This window comes from Mycolicibacterium sp. 624 (genome assembly GCF_040548615.1).
In the GTDB taxonomy this organism is placed as follows: domain Bacteria; phylum Actinomycetota; class Actinomycetes; order Mycobacteriales; family Mycobacteriaceae; genus Mycobacterium.
Window position 1 is genome coordinate 434482 of record NZ_JBEPRZ010000004.1, and the last position, 20805, is coordinate 455286.

At 66.1% G+C, this 20805-nt stretch carries 20 protein-coding genes; 15 read left to right on the top strand and 5 right to left on the bottom strand.

The features are described from left to right. Nucleotides 1–3: 3 nt before the first annotated feature. Both ABIA65_RS18640 and ABIA65_RS18645 read right to left on the bottom strand, forming a co-directional pair. Nucleotides 4–807, bottom strand: coding sequence for an enoyl-CoA hydratase/isomerase family protein (locus tag ABIA65_RS18640; RefSeq protein ID WP_241400096.1), 804 nt, complete (start codon nt 805–807; stop codon nt 4–6). Between the two features lie 14 nt (nt 808–821). Next, entirely contained in the window at nt 822–1691 is an 870-nt protein-coding gene (locus ABIA65_RS18645) for an enoyl-CoA hydratase/isomerase family protein (RefSeq protein ID WP_502919583.1), read from the bottom strand. A gap of 93 nt (nt 1692–1784) precedes the next feature. Between ABIA65_RS18645 and ABIA65_RS18650 the strand changes: the two genes are divergently transcribed. The 4 genes from ABIA65_RS18650 to ABIA65_RS18665 all read left to right on the top strand — a co-directional run bounded on the left by ABIA65_RS18650 (nt 1785) and on the right by ABIA65_RS18665 (nt 5438). Next, nucleotides 1785–2438 carry a hotdog family protein gene (locus tag ABIA65_RS18650; protein ID WP_354524502.1) on the top strand — a complete coding sequence of 218 codons (654 nt, stop codon included), beginning with the start codon at nt 1785–1787 and terminating at the stop codon, nt 2436–2438. Further along, the gene (locus tag ABIA65_RS18655; protein WP_354524503.1) at nt 2435–3223 is read left to right on the top strand and encodes a FadR/GntR family transcriptional regulator; all 789 of its coding nucleotides are present in this window, start codon (nt 2435–2437) and stop codon (nt 3221–3223) included. Before ABIA65_RS18650 ends, ABIA65_RS18655 begins: the two co-directional genes overlap by 4 nt. Before the next feature lie 27 nt (nt 3224–3250). Then, on the top strand, nt 3251–4174 hold the full coding sequence (locus tag ABIA65_RS18660; protein WP_241400091.1) for an enoyl-CoA hydratase/isomerase family protein: 924 nt from the start codon (nt 3251–3253) through the stop codon (nt 4172–4174). Nucleotides 4175–4262: 88 nt separating this feature from the next. After that, entirely contained in the window at nt 4263–5438 is a 1176-nt protein-coding gene (locus ABIA65_RS18665) for a thiolase family protein (protein ID WP_241400090.1), read from the top strand. Nucleotides 5439–5493: 55 nt separating this feature from the next. On the opposite strand, the gene ABIA65_RS18670 is transcribed toward ABIA65_RS18665, so the two are convergent. Then, a complete protein-coding gene (locus ABIA65_RS18670) occupies nt 5494–6255 on the bottom strand; it encodes a TetR/AcrR family transcriptional regulator (RefSeq protein WP_241400088.1) in 762 nt (253 codons plus the stop codon). 364 nt (nt 6256–6619) lie between these two features. On the opposite strand from ABIA65_RS18670, the gene ABIA65_RS18675 reads away from it, so the two are divergent. From ABIA65_RS18675 to ABIA65_RS18685, 3 genes are read left to right on the top strand one after another with little or no spacing between them, the layout of a single operon-like run. Further along, nucleotides 6620–7384, top strand: a complete 765-nt coding sequence (locus ABIA65_RS18675; RefSeq protein ID WP_354524504.1) for a crotonase/enoyl-CoA hydratase family protein — start codon at nt 6620–6622, stop codon at nt 7382–7384. Nucleotides 7385–7400: 16 nt separating this feature from the next. Then, the gene (locus ABIA65_RS18680; protein WP_354524505.1) at nt 7401–8198 is read left to right on the top strand and encodes an SDR family NAD(P)-dependent oxidoreductase; all 798 of its coding nucleotides are present in this window, start codon (nt 7401–7403) and stop codon (nt 8196–8198) included. Nucleotides 8199–8232: 34 nt separating this feature from the next. Beyond that, on the top strand, nt 8233–9240 hold the full coding sequence (locus ABIA65_RS18685; RefSeq protein WP_354524506.1) for a dihydrodipicolinate synthase family protein: 1008 nt from the start codon (nt 8233–8235) through the stop codon (nt 9238–9240). Nucleotides 9241–9304: 64 nt separating this feature from the next. Here the strand turns inward: ABIA65_RS18685 and ABIA65_RS18690 are convergent, their stop codons facing one another. Then, a complete protein-coding gene (locus ABIA65_RS18690; protein ID WP_354524507.1) occupies nt 9305–10819 on the bottom strand; it encodes a hypothetical protein in 1515 nt (504 codons plus the stop codon). 434 nt (nt 10820–11253) lie between these two features. Between ABIA65_RS18690 and ABIA65_RS18695 the strand changes: the two genes are divergently transcribed. The 8 genes from ABIA65_RS18695 (at nt 11254) to ABIA65_RS18730 (ending at nt 19464) form a co-directional block, all read left to right on the top strand. Further along, nucleotides 11254–12096, top strand: coding sequence for an enoyl-CoA hydratase (locus ABIA65_RS18695; protein WP_241400083.1), 843 nt, complete (start codon nt 11254–11256; stop codon nt 12094–12096). Next, nucleotides 12093–13307, top strand: coding sequence for an amidohydrolase family protein (locus ABIA65_RS18700; RefSeq protein ID WP_354524508.1), 1215 nt, complete (start codon nt 12093–12095; stop codon nt 13305–13307). The genes ABIA65_RS18695 and ABIA65_RS18700 overlap by 4 nt, the downstream gene beginning before the upstream one ends. 2 nt (nt 13308–13309) lie before the next feature. Beyond that, nucleotides 13310–14947, top strand: coding sequence for an acyl-CoA synthetase (locus ABIA65_RS18705; protein WP_354524509.1), 1638 nt, complete (start codon nt 13310–13312; stop codon nt 14945–14947). Beyond that, nucleotides 14944–15786 carry an amidohydrolase family protein gene (locus ABIA65_RS18710; protein ID WP_241400079.1) on the top strand — a complete coding sequence of 281 codons (843 nt, stop codon included), beginning with the start codon at nt 14944–14946 and terminating at the stop codon, nt 15784–15786. Before ABIA65_RS18705 ends, ABIA65_RS18710 begins: the two co-directional genes overlap by 4 nt. Before the next feature lie 2 nt (nt 15787–15788). Beyond that, a complete protein-coding gene (locus ABIA65_RS18715; protein ID WP_354524510.1) occupies nt 15789–16835 on the top strand; it encodes an acyl-CoA dehydrogenase family protein in 1047 nt (348 codons plus the stop codon). Between the two features lie 26 nt (nt 16836–16861). After that, on the top strand, nt 16862–18058 hold the full coding sequence (locus ABIA65_RS18720; protein WP_354524511.1) for an acyl-CoA dehydrogenase family protein: 1197 nt from the start codon (nt 16862–16864) through the stop codon (nt 18056–18058). Beyond that, the gene (locus tag ABIA65_RS18725) at nt 18055–19098 is read left to right on the top strand and encodes an NAD(P)H-dependent amine dehydrogenase family protein (RefSeq protein ID WP_354524512.1); all 1044 of its coding nucleotides are present in this window, start codon (nt 18055–18057) and stop codon (nt 19096–19098) included. Before ABIA65_RS18720 ends, ABIA65_RS18725 begins: the two co-directional genes overlap by 4 nt. A 105-nt stretch (nt 19099–19203) precedes the next feature. Further along, the gene (locus tag ABIA65_RS18730; protein WP_371746824.1) at nt 19204–19464 is read left to right on the top strand and encodes a PE-PGRS family protein; all 261 of its coding nucleotides are present in this window, start codon (nt 19204–19206) and stop codon (nt 19462–19464) included. A gap of 88 nt (nt 19465–19552) precedes the next feature. Here the strand turns inward: ABIA65_RS18730 and ABIA65_RS18735 are convergent, their stop codons facing one another. After that, nucleotides 19553–20785 (bottom strand): amidohydrolase family protein, encoded by a 1233-nt coding sequence (locus ABIA65_RS18735; protein WP_241400073.1) that lies wholly within the window; start codon nt 20783–20785, stop codon nt 19553–19555. Nucleotides 20786–20805: the final 20 nt, after the last annotated feature.

The window sequence follows — 20805 nt, forward strand, 5'->3', positions numbered from 1 at the left end:
CACTCACCTGCACTGCCAGTTCGGCGTCCGCTTCTCCATGAACGCGCGCGGCCCCTCGAGCGCGTCCTCCGTCCGCACGACCCGCTCCCGGAATGTCTCGGCCAGGATCTCGGCCTCGTGCAGGGGCAGGTCCAACGTCTTGTGGATGGCCAGGCGTGTCCCGCGGACGGCCAGTGGGGCGTTGGAGTTGATCACGTCGGCGATCTCGTGGGCCCGTTCGAGCAGTCGGTCGTGCTCGACGACCTCGCTGATCATGCCGAGGTCGTATGCGCGCTGTGCGGTCATCCGCTCGTGCTTGCCCATCAGTGACATGCGCAGCGCGATGTTGCGAGGCAGGACCCGAGCCAGGCGGACCATCTCACGGCCGGCGACCAGGCCGATGCTCACATGCGGGTCGAAGAACGTCGCCCGATCCGAGGCGATGACCACGTCGCCGGTGGTGACCCAGTCCAGCCCTGCGCCACAGCAGATCCCGTTGATCGCGGCCAGCACCGGCTTGGCCATCCGGCGGAACGGCGGTGTGCCCTCCTGCGGGGCCTCCCACTGTTCATACGTCGACAGGTAGGGCCGCTCGTTGATGACCTTGCCGTCACCGGGGATCTCCGAGACGTCCGCGCCCGTGCAGAACGCGCGGCCATTGGCGGTGACGATGAGGATCCAGACGTCGTCATCGTTCTCCGCCGCGTCATAGGCGGTCCTCAGCTCGGTGATCATGTGCGGGCTCAGCGCGTTGAGCGCCTCGGGCCGGTTGAGCGTGATGGTCGCGGTGTGGCCGGTGACCTCATACGTGATCGCGTCGAATGGCATGGATTTCCCTTCGGTCATCGGCCGGTGAAGTCCGGTGCGCGGCGCTCGCGGAAGGCCGCGAGTCCCTCCTTGAAGTCTGCTGTCCGGCAAGACAGTTCGAGGTTGTACAGCTCCTGGGTCATGGCCTGCTCCAGGGTGGCGTGCTGATTGGCCCGCATCGCCGACTTGGCCAGCCCCAGCGCGACCGTTGGGCCAGCGGCGAGCCGGGCCAGCAGGGCCTCGGTCACCTCGTCCGCGTCCTGAGCCGCCGTGGCCTGGTGGATCATGCCCCAGTCGGCGGCGTCGGCGGCCGAGACCCTCTCGCCCAGCAACAGCATGCGTCGCGCCCTGGCCACGCCGACCAGGCGGGGCAGCAGCCAGGTGGCACCGGAGTCGGGGCTGAATCCGCGGTCCAGGAACGGTTCCCAGAACACCGCGTCGTCGGCTGCGACGGTAAAGTCGGCGGCGAGCGCGAGGTTACAACCCAGGCCGACTGCCCAGCCGCGAACCGTGCACACCACGGGAAGTGCGATTGCCCCGACGAGTTCGATGACGCGGTGCGAGGTCAGGGGGATGCGGCGGACCAGGTCCCCGGTGCGGGGGCGCGCCCCGCCTGATGCGTTGGAGGCCACCCAGTCCGCACCCGCGCAGAAGTCGTCGCCGGCTCCCCGAATGTGGACGGCGCGCAGGGCGTCGTCGGTGGCGGCGTCGCTAAGTGCCTGAACCAGCGTGTCGATCATTGTGTGGCTCAGGGAGTTCCGTCGATCGGGACGGTCGAGTACGAGACGCAGGATTGCACCGTCGTGAGACACGGTCACCGAGCCGGCGGCCTGGCCCTCACCGACAACCTCGCCGCTCTCTTGACTCACCGTTGATCGCCCTTCCGCATCGTTACGGTTACCCATACAGTAGGCGCTACGATTGCTATCTTGTACAAGTTAGCAAGGAAAGGCCGCCCGCGGAAGCGCCGGCGCACGCAATGACGGAGGGGGTGGCCCGTGGCCGACGCACCGCGGTTTGGCGAGAAGCCGCTGCCGCAGACCGTGGCAGCCGCCGCCGCCATCCGGCGGCTGACGGGTCTGCTGCTGTCCATCGAGAACGAGCATCCCGCCGTCGACGACATGCTGGTCCGGTTCGCGCAGTGGGAGACCGACCTCGCCGAGGCGGCACCGCCCGATGTCGCGCCCCGCATAGGTGCCGATCCGGACGGTCTGCGCAGGCTCTACCTCGACCACGCATTCGACGTCGGTGCCTACAACCCGAGCTTCCCCGAGTACCGCCTAGCCGTCGTCGACGGCCACCCGGACACCGCGACCGGCACCGTCACGTTCCCGCTGAACTTCGAGGGTCCGCCGGGACTGGTGCACGGCGGCTTCCTGGGTGTGTTCTTCGATTGTGTGACACAGCACCACAATTGCGCCACCCGACTGTCGGGGAAGACCCGATCGCTCACCGTGAAGTACCGCCGACCGACGCCGCTTCTGACCGAGTTGACCTTCGACGTGCAGCGTTGCGAGACCGAACGCGGTCTGACCTCGACGGCCAGGCTGCGGCTCGACGACGAGGTGCTGTGCATCGGACTTGTGGACACCGTGGCCCTGCCACCCGAGAGGCTCACCGGCGCCGCTTTCGGCGCCAGGCAGCAGCGATGACCGTGGTCGAGCACCGGATTCGCCAGCCAAGGGTCGCCGAGATCCTCGCGGCACGCCTGCGCAACGACATCCTTTCGGGACGGCTGAAACAGGGCGACATCCTGCCCTCTCAGGAGCAGCTGCTGGCCGAGTTCAGGGTGAGTCCGCCGGCGCTTCGCGAGGCCATCCACATCCTGGAGTCCGACGGCCTGGTGTCGGTGCGGCGAGGCAACGTGGGCGGTGCCGTGGTGCACCTGCCGTCGTCGGAACGGACCGCGCACATGATCGGCATGGTGTTGCAGTCACGCGACTCGACACCTGCCGACGTCAGCGCCGCGCTGCTGTACCTGGAGCCCGTCTGCGCGGGAATGTGCGCCGCCCGCGAGGATCGGTTGACCGAGGTGGTCCCGTACCTCGAGGCCGAGATCCGCAACCAGGCAGAACAATTCGACGATGTGGCCGGCTACGTCCCCAACGCGCGCCGGTTCCACGAGGCGCTGGTGTCGCGCTGCGGCAACGAACCGATGATTCTGCTGATCGGCTCCCTGGAGCTGATCTGGTCGGCACACGAGTCCGCGGTGTGGAACGACGAGTCGTCCCCGACGGGCTCACCCATGCGGGACAAGACGATGCGCGCGGCCCTGCGCGACCACCAACGCATGACCGACGCCATCCGCGATGGCAATCGCGACCGTGCCATGCGCATCGCGGCAGACCACCTCGCCGCCGCCCGGCGGCACACCATCGCCTTTGGCACCGACAAGACCATCGAGGCTCGGCTGATCTCGAACGTCGACCACGGCTAAGCCGGCCACGGATAGAGGAGTTCCAACATGACCGACGACAAGTTGACCACCGACGACCGGGTCCTGTTCGACGTCGACCCAGATCGCCGAATCGCGACCATCACACTGAACAATCCCAAGCAGCGCAACTCATATGACGCAGCGATGCGCGACGCCATCGAGCGGTGTCTCGATCAGGTTGCCGAGGACGACGACATCACGGTGGTGATTCTCCGCGGCGTCGAGGGCGTCTTCTCCACCGGTGCCGACATGAACAACGCCTACGGCTGGTATGGCGATGAGCGCTTGCGCGAGGAGCGGGGAACCGGCGAGAAGGAGACCGAGGCGGCCAGGCGTCGGCCCAGTCAACGCAGGCGACTCACCGTGGACCGCAAGTCATTCAGCTTCTATCACAACCTCATGGGGTTCCCGAAGATCACAGTGGGGGAGATCGGCGGCTACGCCCTGGGCGGCGGCTTCGAGATGGCGTTGATGACCGATATCTCCGTGATCGCGCGCGACACCCGCATCGGCATGCCCGCCACGCGCTTCCTCGGCCCGGCGCTGGGCAGCCTGCACATGTTCTTTCACCGCCTCGGGCCCGTGCTCGCGCGGCGGATGTTGCTGACCGGCGACATCATCGAGGCCGGTGAGGTCGAGCACCTCGGGGTCTTCACCGAGACGTGCTCCCCGGAAGCCGTCACCGCCAGGGCCCGGTACTGGGCGGAGAAGGCGGCCAAGATGCCCGCCGACGGCGTCGTGATCGCCAAGGAGGCCTTCCGCATGGTCGAGCAGAGTCAGGCCTATCAGGGTGAGGAAGTGGCCAGCTACCTGTTCCACGCCTACGGGACGAACCTGCAGTTCGCGCCGGGTGAGTTCAATTTCGTCAAGACCCGTGCCCAGCACGGCACGAAGGAGGCGTTTCGGCTGCGTGACGAGCACTTCCACGTGCCCGAACCCGACGTTCGCTGACCACCTCCCGCCGGCGCTACAGTTTCTGCTAGTTTTGTAACGCAGTTGATCCTCCGCCGAAGGCGGCCCAAGAACTGAGGTTTGAGACATGCCCACACCTGTCATCGTCGGAGCGGTCCGCACTGCCATCGGGCGGTCCTTCAAGGGCACGCTGGTCAATACGCCGCCGGAAACCCTCATCACCGCCGTGCTGCCCGAGGTGATCCGCCGCTCAGGTCTGGATCCTGCGGTCATCGACGACCTCATCTTCGCCGAATCCAACTACGGTGGTGGCGATCTCGCGCGCTACGCGGCTACGGCGACGGGCCTCGAGCACGTCCCCGGTCAGTCGGTGAACCGGCACTGCGCGGGCAGCCTGACCGCGATCGGCAACGCGTCGGCGCAGATCGGCTCCGGCATGGAGCGCGCCCTGATCGCCGGTGGCGTCCAGTCGCTGTCGATGACACCGCTGACCAACTGGCGCATCCCCGGCCCCGAGCTGAAGTTCGAGGAGCGCTGGATGACACCCACGCACGTCGAGACGCCGGACGCTCCGATGAAGGACATGTCGATAACGGTCGGCTGGAACACCGCGCAGGCCGCGGGTATCAGCCGTGAGGAGATGGACGCCTGGGCGGCCCGCAGCCATCAGCGCGCCGTCGCCGCCCAGGATGCAGGCAAGTTCGCCGACGAGATCCTGCCGCTGAAGATCACCCAGTTCGACGGCTCGGTCACCGAGTTCGCCGTCGACGAGCATCCGCGGCGTGACACCACAGTCGAGAAGCTCGCTGGGCTCAAGGTGCTGCATCCCGAGATCGAGGGCTTCTCCATCACCGCGGGCAACGCCAGCGGCACCAATGACGCATGCGCCGCGGTCGCGGTCGCCGAGCGCGATCTCGCCGTCGCGGAGAACCTGGACGTCATGGCGACCGTCAAGGCGTGGGCGTCCATAGGCGTCGCGCCGCGCGACACCGGACTCGGCGGCGTCAAGGTCATCGGCAAGGTTCTTCAGCGCGCGGGCCTGAAGCCGTCGGATGTCACGCTGTGGGAGATCAACGAGGCGTTCGCGTCCGTGCCGATCGCAGCGTGCAAGGAGTACGGCCTCGACGAGGATCTCGTCAACTTCTCCGGCAGCGGATGCAGCCTCGGCCATCCCATCGCGGCGTCGGGTGCCCGGATGGTGACGACCCTGATCTACGAGCTGCGTCGCCGTGGTGGCGGTATCGGTGTGGCGGCGATGTGCGCAGGCGGCGGCCAGGGCGGCGCCGTCGTCATCGAGGTGTAAACAGGCGCTACCGGGCCCGTCTGGATGGGCGCTACCGCGCCCGTCTAAATGGGCGCTACCGCGCCGTGGCCTTGCGCCGCGGCGTGGTGGCCGCCCGCCGCGGAGCGGGCTCGGCCGCCTGCTCGGCGATGAGTCGAGCGGCGTGATCGAGGATGCAGTTGAGTCCGTACTCGAAGCTCTTGTCATCCGATGCGCCGATGCGGTGGCCCTCCTCGGTCACCTTGGCGAGAAGGGGCGCGGTCTCGGCGTCGATGACCATGACCTCCTCGAAGTCGCCGGGACCGCCGTCGATCGCGCGGTTCTTGTCGTAGAGCCGCTGCAGGACGACAGATCCACGCACGTGCACCGACACCGCGGAGTACGTGTCGAAGGCGTCCTCGGGGGAGAGGCCGGCCTCCGCCAGGCTCTCGATCGCCTTCTCCACAGCGGCGACGCCCATCTTGGCCGCACGCGGGGACAGTGCCGACCGGATCAGGATCAGGTCACACAGGATGGGGTTTCCCATGAATGTCTCGCGCATGGTCCAGGCGTGGTTGCGCAATGTCTCGCGCCAATCGCTGGCCTCGACGTAGGGCGTCGCGAAGACGTACTGCTTCAGCGCGCGGTCCGTCATCGCGTTGAGCAGATCGTCCTTCTTGCGGAAGTACCAGTAGATGCTGGTGACGCCGACACCGAGGTGCTTGCCCAGCAGGGGCATACTCAGGTTGTCGATCCCGACGTCCTCGGCGAGTTCGAAGGCGCCCTTGATAATGTCGTCGGGATTGATGGAGCCGCGTTCGCGGCGTTGCCGCTTCTCGCCGGTCACTTGCTTGGCCACTGGGGCACCTCCATCGGGTTCGCGGCGGACGTCAATCTACCGGCAACGGCCGTGTGAACCGCGGCTAGAATCTGCGTGTCCCGGTGCACACGTCACCGTAGACCTTACCGGTAGGCATACGGTCGGGGTCTCGTTACGCCTGGGCGTGCGCGAAAGTGAAGATATTGGCGAGAAATCGACGAGACGTCGAACACTTCTTCACGTTCGCGGTGTCGGGTCCTAATGCCTTGTTGAGCAAGGGATTAGCTCGATGCCAATTCAATCGAGCAATGGCCTGTCGGACGGTACTGAAAGACCTATAGTAGGTTTCACGGTGCACTTACCGTGTCGTGAATCACGATAACCATCTGGCGAAGGGGCCCACGTGTCCGAAGAAGTAGTCCTCACAGAGCGACGGGGACGGACTCTCGTCGTCACCATCAACCGTCCCGAGGCGCGTAACGCGTTCAACCTTGCCGTCGCGCAGGGTCTCGCCGACGCGGTGGACGAACTCGACGACACCCCGGAACTCTCGGTCGCCATCATCACCGGCGCAGGCGGAAACTTCTGTGCGGGGATGGACCTCAAGGCCTTCATGGCCGGCGAGGTGCCCGCGATCCCCGGCCGCGGGATCGGCTTCACCGAGCGCCCGCCGCGCAAACCGCTGATCGCCGCGGTGGAGGGGTATGCGCTGGCCGGGGGCACCGAGATCGTGCTGGCCACCGACCTCGTCGTCGCCGCCAAGAACGCGAAGTTCGGTATCCCCGAGGTGAAGCGCGGCCTGGTGGCAGCGGGTGGTGGACTACTTCGGCTGCCGCACCGCATTCCGTACCAGAAGGCTCTCGAGCTGGCGCTCACAGGTGACAGCTTCACGGCCGAGGACGCTGCGCAATGGGGCTTCGTCAACGTCGTGACCGAGGCCGGCGGCGCGCTCGAGGGAGCCCTGGAACTGGCCGAGCGCATCACCAAGAACGGTCCGCTGGCCGTGGCGGTGACCAAGGAGATCATCGCCAAGTCGGCCGGCTGGAGCGAGGACGAGATGTGGGCCAAGCAGCAGGAGCTGATCCTGCCCGTGTTCTCCTCCAAGGACGCGATGGAGGGGGCGACCGCCTTCGCTGAGAAGCGCGCGCCGAACTGGACCGGCTCCTGACCGACAGGGTGGTGGCGTGGACCTAGGCTTTGCCAACGCGACCGCCGTCGTCGTGGGCGGTGGTCGCGGAATGGGTCTGGCGACGGCCCGGTGCCTGGCGCAGGACGGCGCCAGGGTGGCCGTCGTCGGACGCTCCGCCGAGGTGCTCGAGGCGGCCGCGGCCGATCTGAGTCGGTGCGGTAGCCCCGATGCGGTTGCCGTCGTCGCCGACATCTCGGACGCCGACCAGGTGGTGCGGGTGTTCGCCGACATCGGACAGCGTTGGGACGGTGAACTCAACGTCCTGATCAACACCGTGGGCCCAGGCGCGGCCGGCTCGTTCGAGGAACTCACCGACGATCAGTGGCATGCGGCCGTCGACGACGGCGCGATGGGCATGGTGCGCTGCGTGCGCGCCGCACTTCCGCTGCTGCGCAAGGCGCAATGGGCCCGCATCGTGAACTTCTCCGCGCACTCGACGCAACGGCAGAGCACCCGGCTGCCCGCCTACACCGCAGCCAAGGCCATGGTGAACAGCGTCTCGAAGAACCTGTCACTGTTGCTTGCTCCGGACGAGATCCTGGTCAACGTCGTCTCGCCCGGCAGCATCGCATCCGAGGCCCTGCTCGGCTGGGCCGACTCGGTCGGCGTCGACGGCTCCGATCCGTACCGCCTGATGGAAGCCATCGATGAACACTTCGGCCATCCGGCGCACCTGCCCCGCGCGGGCCTGCCCGACGAGATCGGACCGGTTGCCGCATTCCTGGCGTCGCGCCGCAATTCCTACATGACCGGCGCGAATGTCAACGTGGACGGCGGTAGCGACTTCACCTGAGGTTTCACCAGATCAACACTGCAGGGAGCGGCGCATGGCGAATGCAAGGGACGCACGCGAGTGGGCGCGCACCGCGCTGCGAGGGATAGGTGACTCCCTCTACACACCGTTCTGCGGTACCGACGGCGATGACATCGACTGGGACGCCTACCGCGCCCTCGTGCGGCATTGCATCGGCACGCTCGACCATCAGATGCTCTGGTGCACAAGCGGTTTGGCCGAGTTCTGGGCGCTGACCATCGGCGAGCGCAAGCGTCTGCTCGAAGTGGCGATCACCGAGGCGCGCGCGATCAAACCCGATGTCGTCATCCAGGCGTGCACATCGGCCACCGCGGCCAAGGATTGCGTCGAACTGACGATGCACGCACAGGAGGTGGGTGCTGACATCGTCTACATCCAGACGCCGATGATGGAGGCGCACGGCGGGCAGGGCGTGCTGGACTTCTTCCACTACGTCGCCGACCGCACCGACATCGCGCTCGGGATGTTCAACTCACCGTCATCGGGATATGTCCTGACACCGGCCGAGGGTGCGCGTATCGCCGCCGAGATCCCCGCGGTCTGCGCCACCAAGGAGGGTGCCTTCCGCCCGGGCAGCAGCCGGATGCTGCACGAACTCGCCCCCGAGTTGTTGATCTGGGAGTGCGACACGACGGTCTATCGGGCCGGGTGGCTGCGAGATGGCATCGTGGTCCCCGCGCTCCTCGGGACCAGCGGCTACCTGTTCGACACGCCGCAGCGCCGCATCTTCAGCGAGTACTGGAACCTGGTGTGGGACGACAAACTCGTCGAGGCGATGGACTACGCGCGCACGTCGGGACTTGACCAGTTCGAGCTGGACCGCGGCCCGTGGTTCACCTGCTATCCCGGCCGCGCGGACTACTTCACGCACTGGGGTGGCGCGTTCAAGTACGCGGCCTCGCTGCTGGGTCTACCGATCGGTGACTACCCGCATTCGCGACCGCCGCAGGCGCACGTGCCGCCCGAGGCAAAGACTCAGATTCGTGATGCCTATGTCCGTATTGGCCTGCTGGAGAACTGAAACCGGGGCCTGACGGCACGATCGTGTCGTCAGACCCCGGGCGCTCAGTTCATTTCAGCGCAGCTCACTCACCGCCGCTGGACTTGTTGTCACCGCCACCCGACTTGTTGTCGCTGGACTTAGTGTCGTTGGACTTGGCGTCGCTGGACTTGCTGTCGTCTGACTTGGTTTTGCTCGGCTTGCCGTTGTCCGACTTGCCGTTGTCCGACTTGGTGTCGTTGGACTTCTTGTCGTCAGACTTGCTGTCATCGGACTTGGTGTCAGACGGCTTGGTGTCGCTGGGCTTGGTGTCGGATGGCTTGGTCTCGCCACCCGTATCGCCCTGCGATCCCTCGCTGTCGCCACCATCATTGGCGCCCGCCCCGTCGTCAGCGCCGGCATCCGTGTCGTCGACGGGGGAGGTGCCGCTACCGCTGCCCGCACTCTCAGGTTCGGGTGTGGTGACCACGGTGTCGGTCGAACCCTCGGGGGCCGCGCCCTCCCCGACAGCCGGGGCGGTTTCGACAGCAGCGGGGGTCTCGAGCGTGAGCGGGAGGGTACTGCTGCTGGGGATGTCGCTCGGCGACGCGGACACCAGGGTGACGTCTGCCGCGGAGGTGGTGACCACTGCCGGAGCAGGCGGAGTCGGCCGCGGGAACTGCAGAGCCTTGGCGATCTCCTCCGGCACCTGTCGGAAGAAGAAGTCGAGGGTGCCCGTCGGGGAGAGGAGGCCTGGGAAGGTCTGACCGGGGCCGGGCGGGAAGGGGCCATCGGGGTCGCCAACGAACGCCGGAATGTACCCGTTGACAAAGGCGTTGACGATCTTCGCCGGTGCGTTGATCAGCTCGCTGAGCGCGGTCTGAATGTCGCCGGCCTGAACCGCGGCCCCGAAAGCGTCGAAAATCTCCATGGTTTGGAACATCGCGGTGACTGGCGGGCCCAGCAATGCCCTTGCGAGATTGCCGATCACGGCGCGTGACAGCAAGCCGGGGCCGGCGATCTGGGCCCCGGGCGCAGATGTGACCATCCAGGAGGTGCCGAGGATGCGGGCGAGCGGCTCAAGGCCGATGGAGTCCAGGAAATCGCCAGGAACCCTGAAGGCGTCGAGCATCGCGCCACGGAAGTCAGACAAACCGGCAGTCAAGAACCAGAGGTTGACCTCGGCAAACGACTCGAGGAACTTGCCCTGTGCGAGGAGGCCCGCCGACATCTGCAGGACTCCCGGAAGGGCTGCGAGCGCCTCCTGGAGCTGCCCGGCAAAACCCGCGGCCGCGGCGCCGAGGCGCCCCCCGTACCCCGGAAGTGCTGCCAGTGTGTTCTGGATACGTTGCGGGTTGAGGCCGGTGAAAACGCCGGCGAACTGGGCCTGCACCGCCGGATTGCTGAGCGCCTGCGTCAGCGCGGCCGTGGACGCCGAGACGCCGGTGCCCAGCGCTCCCAGAGCGGTGAACGTGTTGGTGAAGGTCTTCTGCCACTCGGTGATCGGATTGGCGAACGCCGAGAGTTCGATGGCCGTCGCTCGCACGTCGGGCATGGCCGGTGTCGCAATCACGGGATTGACGGCGATGACACTGGCGCTTGCCATTGCGATACCAGCCACCAGGAGTTTGGTACTGCGAGCGGGCGATGCTGCGTGTTGCGACGTGTAGTCGCAATCCATCGAGTCGGCATGAACAGCTGGTTGCACGGTTTCTCCTGGCTATGCGGCGAAGTTGCCTGTGAGTCGCCTGGACGTTAGCTGAGGCTTACCTGTGTAACAAGAGGTAAGCCTTGCCTTCTCTCAGCGGGTTCACAGAAATTTGCGGATCGGCGAGTTCGGCTGGGTGCTTAGTGGATCTAGATTCATCTGCGCGCATGACGCGGAGTGTGTCCAGCTGGATAGGACCAGGGCCGGTTCGGCGCCGCTCGGCGGAGGCTGGGCGCGTCGGTGATTGTGTTTCCGCCCTATGGCGGAGAGCGCTACCGATAGGTATACAGTATGTGCATACATTCAGCTTGGGGCATTCCGGGAGTCGACGACGCGATGAAGTCACAGTGACAGCCACCGATCAGAAGAGTCCGGTGCTCTACGAGGCACTCGAAAACGGCGTGGCAGTGGTGACACTGAACCGCCCTGAGCGCATGAACGCCTGGGGCGGCGGACTCGCCGCGGCGTTCTACCGCTGTATGGACGCGGCCGAGGCCGACCCGGACGTCCGGGTCATCGTGCTCACCGGTAACGGGCGGGCGTTCTGCGCCGGTGCCGATATGGGCGACCTCGACACCATAAGCGGCGCAAGTGAATCCACTGGAGACGAGGACAGTGACATGTCGCATCTCGTCGGTGAGCGGCACCCGCATTTCCTCACCGACATGCGCAAGCCCATTATCGCGGCAATCAATGGAGCCTGTGCCGGTATCGGTCTCACGCACGCGCTGATGTGCGACGTCCGATTCGTTGCTGCGGGAGCGAAGCTCACCACCGCGTTCGCCCGGCGCGGACTCATCGGCGAGTACGGCATCTCCTGGATCCTGCCCCGGCTGGTGGGGTGGAGCGCGGCGCTCGACCTTCTCCTGAGTGGGCGCACCTTCTACGCCGAAGAGGCGGCCGAACTCGGACTCGTCAAGGAAGTCGTGGCCCCCGAGGATCTGCTGCCCAGAGCGCTGGCCTACGCGCAGGACATGGCGGCCCACTGTGCGCCGAGTTCCATGGCCGTGATCAAGCGTCAGATGTACGACGACGCGCTGCGGGATCTGGTGGCCACCAGTGACCACGCCGAGAGACTCATGCACGAGTCGATGCGGCGCCCCGACTTCATTGAGGGCATCACCGCCTTCTTCGAGAAGAGACAGCCCAACTTTCCGCCGCTGGCGCCAGAGCAGGAGGACCGATCATGACGGACAAGGCCACGCTCGACTATCGAGCGATCGACGTCGACAACCACTACTACGAGCCGATCGACTCGTTCACTCGGCATCTGCCCAAGGAGTTCAAGCGCCGTGGCGTGCAGATGCTCACCGAGGGCAAGCGCACCTTCGCCGTCATGGGCGGTGAGATCAATCAGTTCATCCCCAATCCGACGTTCGATCCGATCATCGAACCGGGCTGTCTGGATCTGCTGTTCCGCGGCGAGATCCCCGAGGGTGTCGACCCGGCCTCGCTGATGAAGGTCGACCGGATGGCAGACCACCCCGAGTACCAGAACCGCGATGCGCGAGTGAAGGTCCTGGACCGCCAGAACCTCGAGACGGTGTTCATGCTGCCGACATTCGCCTGCGGTGTCGAGGAAGCGCTCAAGGCTGATATCGAGGCGACGATGGCCTCGGTGCACGCGTTCAACCTGTGGCTCGACGAGGACTGGGGTTTCGACCGACCCGACCACCGAATCATCTCGGCGCCCATCATCTCGCTGGCCGATCCCGAAAAGGCTGTCGAGGAAGTCGAGTTCGTGCTGGCGCGCGGGGCCAAGATGGTGCTGGTCCGGCCGGCGCCGGTGCCGGGGCTGGTCAAGCCGCGGTCCCTTGGCGATCCGCTGCACGATCCGGTCTGGGCGCGGTTGGCCGAGGCAGGCATTCCTGTCGGTTTTCACCTGTCCGACAGCGGCTATCTGGCGATCGCGGCGCTGTGGGGCGGCCAGGCGAAGTTCGAGGGATTCGGCAAGAAGGATCCGCTGGATCAGATCCTGCTCGATGATCGGGCGATCCACGACACAATGGCCTCGATGGTGGTGCACCAGGTCTTCACCCGGCACCCGAAGCTCAAGGTCGCCAGTATCGAGAACGGTTCCTACTTCGTCTACCGGCTGATCAAGCGGCTGAAGAAGGCCGCCAACACCGCGCCGCACCACTTCAAGGTGGACCCGGTGGAGCAGATCAGGAACAACGTCTGGATCGCCCCGTACTACGAGGACGACGTGAAGCTTCTCGCCGACACCATTGGCGTCGACAAGATCCTGTTCGGCTCGGACTGGCCACACGGTGAGGGGCTTGCGGATCCGATGACCTTCACCGCCGACATCCCGCAGTTCCCCGAGTTCAGCGCCGAGGACACCCGCAAGGTCATGCGCGACAACGCCCTTGCTCTCCTCGGCGTCTCGGTATCCGCCTAGCCATGGGTGAATGGACCCTCGGCGACGTCGTCGACGCCATCGCTGACGCGGTTGGCGACCGCACGATGACGGTGTGCGGCGAGCGTCGAACCACCTACGGTGAGATGGCCGCGCGCACTCGCCGGCTGGCGAACTTCCTGGCGGACAGGGGGTTCGGTGTCCACGACGACCGTGCTGGCCTGCAGAACTGGGAGTGCGGACAGGACCGGGTGGCGCTGGTCATGTACAACGACCGCTATCCGGAGATGGTGCTTGGCGCGCTGAAGGCGCGGACGATCCCGGTCAACGTCAACCACCACTACACGCCGCGCGAGGTCGCCGACCTACTGGACTACGTCAAGCCGCGGGCGGTGATCTATCACCGCGCACTTGGCGCGAAGTTCGCCGACGTGCTGCCTGCGGACGCGAGGAGCAATGCCGGTTTCAGCGCGGACCTGTTGATCGAGGTCGACGACGGCAGCGACGCGCCGCGGCTCGCAGGAGCAGTGGAACTGGAAGACGCTATCGCGCAAGGTGATCCGGACCGCAGAATCGCTGGGTCGCCCGATGACCTCATCATGTACTGCACCGGTGGAACCACCGGGCGCCCCAAGGGCGTGCTCTGGCGGCAGAGCGACACCTACGTCTCGTCGATGGTGGGCGCCGACCATGCGTCGGTCGAGGAGATCCACGACAGGGTGCGCGCCAACGAGGGCTCACCGTGGTTCGCCGTCTCGCCCCTGATGCACGCCGCCGGACTGTGGACGTTCTTCTCGGGGACGCTCGCCGGGCTGCCGGTCGTGCTCTACGACGATCGAAGCAGGTTCAACCCACCCACGGTCTGGCAGACCGTCGAACGCGAGAGGGTTGGCCTGATGACCATGGTCGGCGACGCCTACGCCGCACCGCTGGTCGAGGAACTCGAGCACAGCGCGTACGAGCTCTCCTCGCTCTACGCCATCGGAACGGGCGGCGCGGCGACCAATCCCAAGCATGTGAGCGCGCTGTTGGAGAGACTGCCGCAGCTCACCATCATCAACGGCTACGGGTCCTCGGAGACCGGAAACATGGGCTTCGGTCACAACCAGCGTGGCTCGCATCGCGACACGTTCGACCTCCGCGAGGGTGGCACCGTGGTGTCCGAGGACCTCACCCGCTTCCTGGCGCCGGGGGAAGAGGAGGTCGGCTGGGTGGTCAGGACCGGCCGGATCCCGTTGGGCTACTTCGACGATTCCGAGGCCACCCGTAAGACCTTTCCCGTCGTGCAGGGGCAACGAGTGGTGGTCTCGGGGGACCGGGCGTCCCTGGAGCCCGACGGCACGCTGCGCCTGTTCGGTCGTGACTCGCTGGTGGTCAACACCGGTGGCGAGAAGGTTTTCGTCGAGGAGGTAGAGGCGGTTATCCGGGCCCAGGGCGGCGTCGCCGATGCGCTCGTCGTGGGCCGCGACAGCGAGCGGTGGGGCCAGGAGGTCGTCGCGCTCGTACAACCGCACACCGGAGCGAGCGTTGATCCAGACGCGCTGCACGCGGCGTGCGTCGAGCAGCTGGCGCGCTTCAAGGCACCCAAGGCGTTCGTCATCGTCGACAGGGTCCGCCGCCTCGGCAACGGTAAGGCCGACTACCGCTGGGCCAAGAGCCAGGCGGAGCAAGGGAACCAATGACACCTCAACACAGGGCGATTGACTGTCTGGTCAACGTGCACTTCGGCGAGACCAAGAAGCAACCCGAGTTCATGCTCAAGGTGCGCGACGACTACTTCAAGGGTCCGCAGTCGCTGTACGACCAAGTCGAGCTGCCCGCGCTGCTCGACGAGATGGATGAGCACGGCGTCGCCAAGGCGATCCTGATGGACAACCTGGTCAAGCCCTCCGTGACGGCCCGCAAGTTCGTGGCCGAGCGGCCCGACAGGTTCGCGTTGGCCGTCGGTGGAATCAACCTGCTGCGACCCGTGCCCGCGTTACGCGAACTCGTGGCAGTCACCAAGGATCTGCCCGTCGCGTACACCGCGGTGGGGCCGAGTTTCTGGGGTGACGGCCAATACCCGCCGAGCGACGCCGTGTACTACCCGCTGTACGCCAAGTGCGCCGAGATCGACCTGCCGCTGTGCATCAACACCGGCATGCCTGGTCCGCCGATCCCCGGAGAAGTGCAGAACCCGATTCACCTCGATCGGGTCTGCGTGCGGTTTCCAGAGTTGCGGCTGTGCATGATCCACGGCGCCGACCCATGGTGGGACGTGGCCATCCGGATGCTCATCAAGTACTCCAACCTGCGCCTGATGACGTCGGCGTGGTCACCGAAGCGATTGCCGGACAGCCTGTTGCACTTCATGCGCACCCGCGGCAAGGACAAGGTGATCTTCGCCTCGGACTGGCCGGTGCTGCGGCAGAGTCGCGTCGTCCCCGAGGCGCTGGCCCTTGACCTGCCACCTGACGTGCTCGACAACTACCTGTACAACAACGCGCAAGCGTTCTTCTTCGGCGATCGAGAGGGGCAGTGATCATGGATCGTTACGAACTACGCAGGGAGGACTACAGCCTCTCCGAGGACCAGACGGACCTGTTGAGCGCGTATCAGAAGTTCTTCAAGGCGAACTGCTCGATTGAGTCCGTTCGTGCCGCCGAGGCCACCGGCTTCGACAAGGGTCTGTGGGAGCGGTTGTGCGCCACAGGCGCGACGTCGATGGCCCTGCCGGAGTCCGTCGGCGGCGACGGAGCCACCATGGTCGACCTCGCGCTGGTCGCGGAGGAGATCGGGCGTTCGCTCGCCCCGGTGCCGTGGATCGATCATGTGTGTGCGGCAAGGCTTCTCGCCCGGCTGGGCGCGTTGGGCCCCGACGACGGTGCGATCGTGTCCGGAGAGCAGATCGTCGGCCTGGACCCGCGTCAGGTCGACGCGGGCGGTCGTCGGCTTGTTCCGTGCGGATCGATCGCCGACCACATCGTGGTGCGCGACGGTGATGACGTGGTCCGTCTGACGTTCGACACCCGGCCGCCCCACGTGGACAACATCGGGCGGCTGCCCATGGCCTGGGTGGACCCCGCCGCCGCTGACACCGCGACCGTGCTGGCCAGCGGACCGCAGGCCATGGCGGCCTACCAACTGGCGCTGGATGAGTGGCGTCTGCTGACCGCCGCCGCGCTGGCCGGTCTGGTCGAGGAGACGATGACCATCGCTGCCGAGTTCGCGAAGACGCGCTACACCCTCGGCGTCCCGATCGCGACACTGCAGGGAATCTCGCACCCGCTGGCCAACATGGCGATCGTTGTCCAGGGCGGTCGGGCGCTGGCCCGGCGGGCCGCGTGGTATCTGGACAACGAGCCCGATGCGCGTCCGGAACTCGGACCGTCGGCGTTCGTGTTCATGGCGGAGGAATCCTCGAAGGCCGCGACCATGGCGGTCCACATTCAGGGTGGCCTTGGTGTGTCGGCCGAGGCGGCCGCAACGGCCTATCTGGTCCGCGCCAGGGGCTGGCCGCTGGCAGGTGGCGATCCCGGCGCCACCGCGGTTCGGATCGCCCACATCGTCGCCGCCCGGGAAAGCGCCTAGGACACAGGGTAGTAGGAGACAAGAACATGGATTTCTCACGAGTCGAGCTGTCCGGCGACGATCAGGCCTTCCTCGACGAGGCCCGCGCACTGCTGTCGACACAGGTCACCGAGGATGTGCTGCGTCGCGACCGGGAGACCGGTGACAACTTCGACGAGGACGTCCACCTCGCACTCGGCGCAGCCGGCTACATCGCGGGCGAGTGGCACGGCGAGGACGACGGCGGGTTCAGCCGGCTGCGCAACCGGCTGTGGCAGTTGGAGAAGCGCCGCTACCACGTGCCGTGGGTGACGGCGGGCACCACGTCGATGATCGCCAAGTCGGTGAAGAGGTTCGGCTCGCCCGAGGTTCAGGAGGAGGTGCTGCCGGGCGTCTTCTCCGGACACATCCGGTTGTGCCTGGGCTACACCGAACCCGATGGCGGCTCCGACATCGCGACATGCAAGACGCGCGCCGTCCGGGAAGCGGATGGGTCGAGCTGGATTATCAACGGCTCGAAGATGTTCACCACCGGTGCGCACAACTGCCAGTACGTCTTCCTCATCACCAACACCGATCCGGAAGCGCCGAAGCACAAGAGCCTGACCATGTTTCTAGTGCCGCTCGACACACCGGGCATCGAGATCCAGGGCATTCGCACCGTCGACGGCGACCGAACCAACATCGTCTACTACAGCGACGTCAGGGTCGACGACCGGTACCGACTGGGCGAGGTCAACGGCGGCTGGACAGTGCTGCGCGAACCGCTCAACGCCGAGCACGGCGCCGTGGACGCCAGTGCTGATGGCCTGCAGGACGTCTCGATCATGATGCACCAGGGCGGCTTCATGGTCGCGGCGTGCGACAAGGCCGCCGCGATCGTCGGTGCCGCCGATCCAAGCGGCCGCCGTCCGGTGGACGATGGTTCGGTGGCCTACCGCCTGGGCCGCAGCGTCGCCCGCATGGAGGTGGCAATCAGCACCCCGAACATATTCGGCCGGGTCGCCCTCGCGCAGACCATGCGAGACGTCTCACCCGATTTGATGGACCTGCTCGGTGAGGCGTCGGCGCTGCCGATCGACACCGACGGCGCCATCGACGGTGGTGCCGCGGAGTACGTCTACCGGTTCGCCCCGCTGGTCGGAATCTACGGCGGCACACTGGAGGTGTTCCGCAACATGATCGGCCAGTACATGCTCGGGCTGGGCAAGCCCAACTACTCGCCCGCCAAGCCCGCGTCGTGACTACGCGGGTCGTCCAGTGGACGACGGGGAACGTCGGCAGGCGGTCGGTCGAGGCCGCGCTGGCGCACCCCGACCTGGACCTCGTCGGGTGCTATGCATGGTCACCCGACAAGGCGGGCCGTGACGTCGGCGAACTGTGCGGTCTTGCTCCGACGGGTGTCACCGCCATCAACGATGTCGAGGCGCTCCTCGCGCTAAAGCCGGATTGCGTTGTCTACAACCCGATGTGGATCGACGTCGATGAGGTCGTCCGCATCCTGGAGGCCGGCGTCAACATCGTGACCACCGCGGCCTTCATCACCGGGCACTCGCTCGGCGATCGACGGGATCGGATCGCGTTGGCCTGCGAGCAGGGTGGGGCGTCGATATTCGGGTCGGGCATCAACCCCGGCTTCGTCGATCTGCTGGCGATCGTGGCCGCAGGCGGATGCGACCGCATCGACAAGCTGACAGTCATCGAGGAAGCCGATATCAGTGGCTACGACTCGCCGGCGACCGAGATTCCCGTCGGCTTCTCCCATCCCATCGACGATCCGAACCTGCCGGCCATGACGGCCAAGGCGACTGACGTGTTCATCGATGCCGTCCATCTGCTGGGTGATGCGCTGGGGGTGGAGTTCGATGAGGTTGTCTGCGAGGCTGAGTACGCCAAGACCACCGCCGACGTCGATCTCGGCTCGTGGAGCATCAAGGCGGGATGCGTGGCAGGTATCGCCTTCAGCTGGCACGGGAAGGTCAACGGGCGCAGCATCGTCGAGCTTCGCTTCGTGTGGCGCAAGGGCCAGACACTCGAGCCCGACTGGCCAATCGACACCGGTCACCGCATCCGGGTCGACGGTAACCCCAACGTGGCGATCAAGGTCGACATCTCACCGCCCGCGGACTTCACGGGCACCACGATGAACGACTTCATGCGGCTGCCGATGATCCTCACGGCGATGCCCGCGGTCAACGCCATCCCGAAGGTGGTCGCGGCGGCGCCGGGCATCGTCACCTACGCCGACATCCTGCCGCTGCCAAGGGGTCTGGTCCGGCTCTAGGTCTGGAGGCTTGCTGAAAACGCGTTTCCGCCGTTCAGCGGCCTCCCAGATTTCGCTGAGATCGCAGCCTTTTACTTAGCCGATCTTAGTGGTAGAACCGAGTACATGAAGGCGATCATGAGACTCATCGCGCCGCTGGTCATGGCGGGTGCGGCCGCGACGGCGATAGCCGCGGCACCGATTGCAGCAGCAAGCCCGGGCGTGTTCGGCCCCGACGGTGGCAGCGGCTGTACAGCCGACGGCACGTGCGGTCACGGCGGCCCCAACGGTGGCGGCGGCTGCACGGCCGACGGCATCTGCGGTCACGGCGGCCCGGGCGGCGGTGGCGGTTGCATTCCCAACGTCGGCTGCTTCGAGTGGCCCTGAGAGTCACATCGCAGCGCCGAAACTGCGGTGAGATCGGGTTTCCTCGCTAAAACGCGATCTCACAGCAGTTTCGGAGGATGTTGGTGACTTAGATCTTGGCCATCACCGGCGGGTTGACTGCCTGCGGGTCGGGGTTGGCGATCGGCAGTCCCATGAAGCGTCGCGCGTTGTCGCCCATGAAGTCATAGGTGCGACGCACGTCCATACCCTCGGCGTACTTCCAGAACCCGTTCGGTTCGGCGAGTCCCTCGGGATGCGGATAGTCCGAGCCGAACATCACCCTGTCCCACCCGACGGTGTTGACGACGTCGGAAACACAGCCCTCCCAGAACGGGCTGACCCAGATGTTGCGGCGGAACACGTCGTGCGGATGCTCGGGGAAGTTCTGCGGCATCTTCTTCTGCAGGTCCTCGAAGTCGTTGAACAGCGGGAAGATCCACCCGCTGCCGTTCTCGACGCTGGCGATCCGCAGCTTCGGGAAGCGCGTCAGCGTGCCGTGGCAGATCAGGCTGGTGATCATGTCGGCGATCTCGCGGTGCCCGAGCACCATCCATCGGAACGCGCTCTGCGCCATGAAATTCTGGGTGTGCGGCGGCTCCCATCGACTGACGTAGTCATCGAGCGGCGGATAGCTGGCGTGCAGGACTATGGGTAGCCCGGCGGCCTCCACATCACGCCAGAACGGGTCGAACTCGCTCAGCGCGGGGGAGCGCCAGCCGTGGAGGCCGTTGACCGGGCCCGGCTTGATCAAGGCCACCTTGGCGCCGCGCTCCAGGAGCCAGGCAAGTTCTCGCTGTGCCGCGTCGACCTCGGACAGGTTGATGATCGGCGTGGTGAACACCCGGTTGTCGTAGTTGAACGACCAGTGCTCGTGGATCCACTCGTTGAGCGCGTGGATGATCGCCAGCGTCAGCGCTGGATCGTCGGCGCTGGAGTGTTCCACCAGGCTGCCCAGGGTCGGATAGTTCAGCGCCTCGACGACACCCTGGCGATCGAGTTCGGTGACCCGGTCCCCGGGATTGCGGGTGGCCGCCGGTGCCTCGATCGCCTTGCCCTGCATCTCGCGCAGCGTCTGGCCCTCGGTGTTCTCGCCGGCGAAGAACTTCTCGTGCGCGCCTGGGGCTGCGACGCGCTCGAACGTGGGGTTCGGGATGAAGTCGGTGACGTGGTTGTTGATCACGATCCGGGTCTGCTTGCCGAACTGGGCGTACTGCACGGCGCGCCTGTACTTCTCGGGTAGGTACTTGATCAGCGCGTCGCCCGTCTCGTACATGTGCTGATCGGCGTCGAACACCGGCGCGTCCCTGAACTGTTCGGTCATGGTGGTTCCCTCCTCGCGCT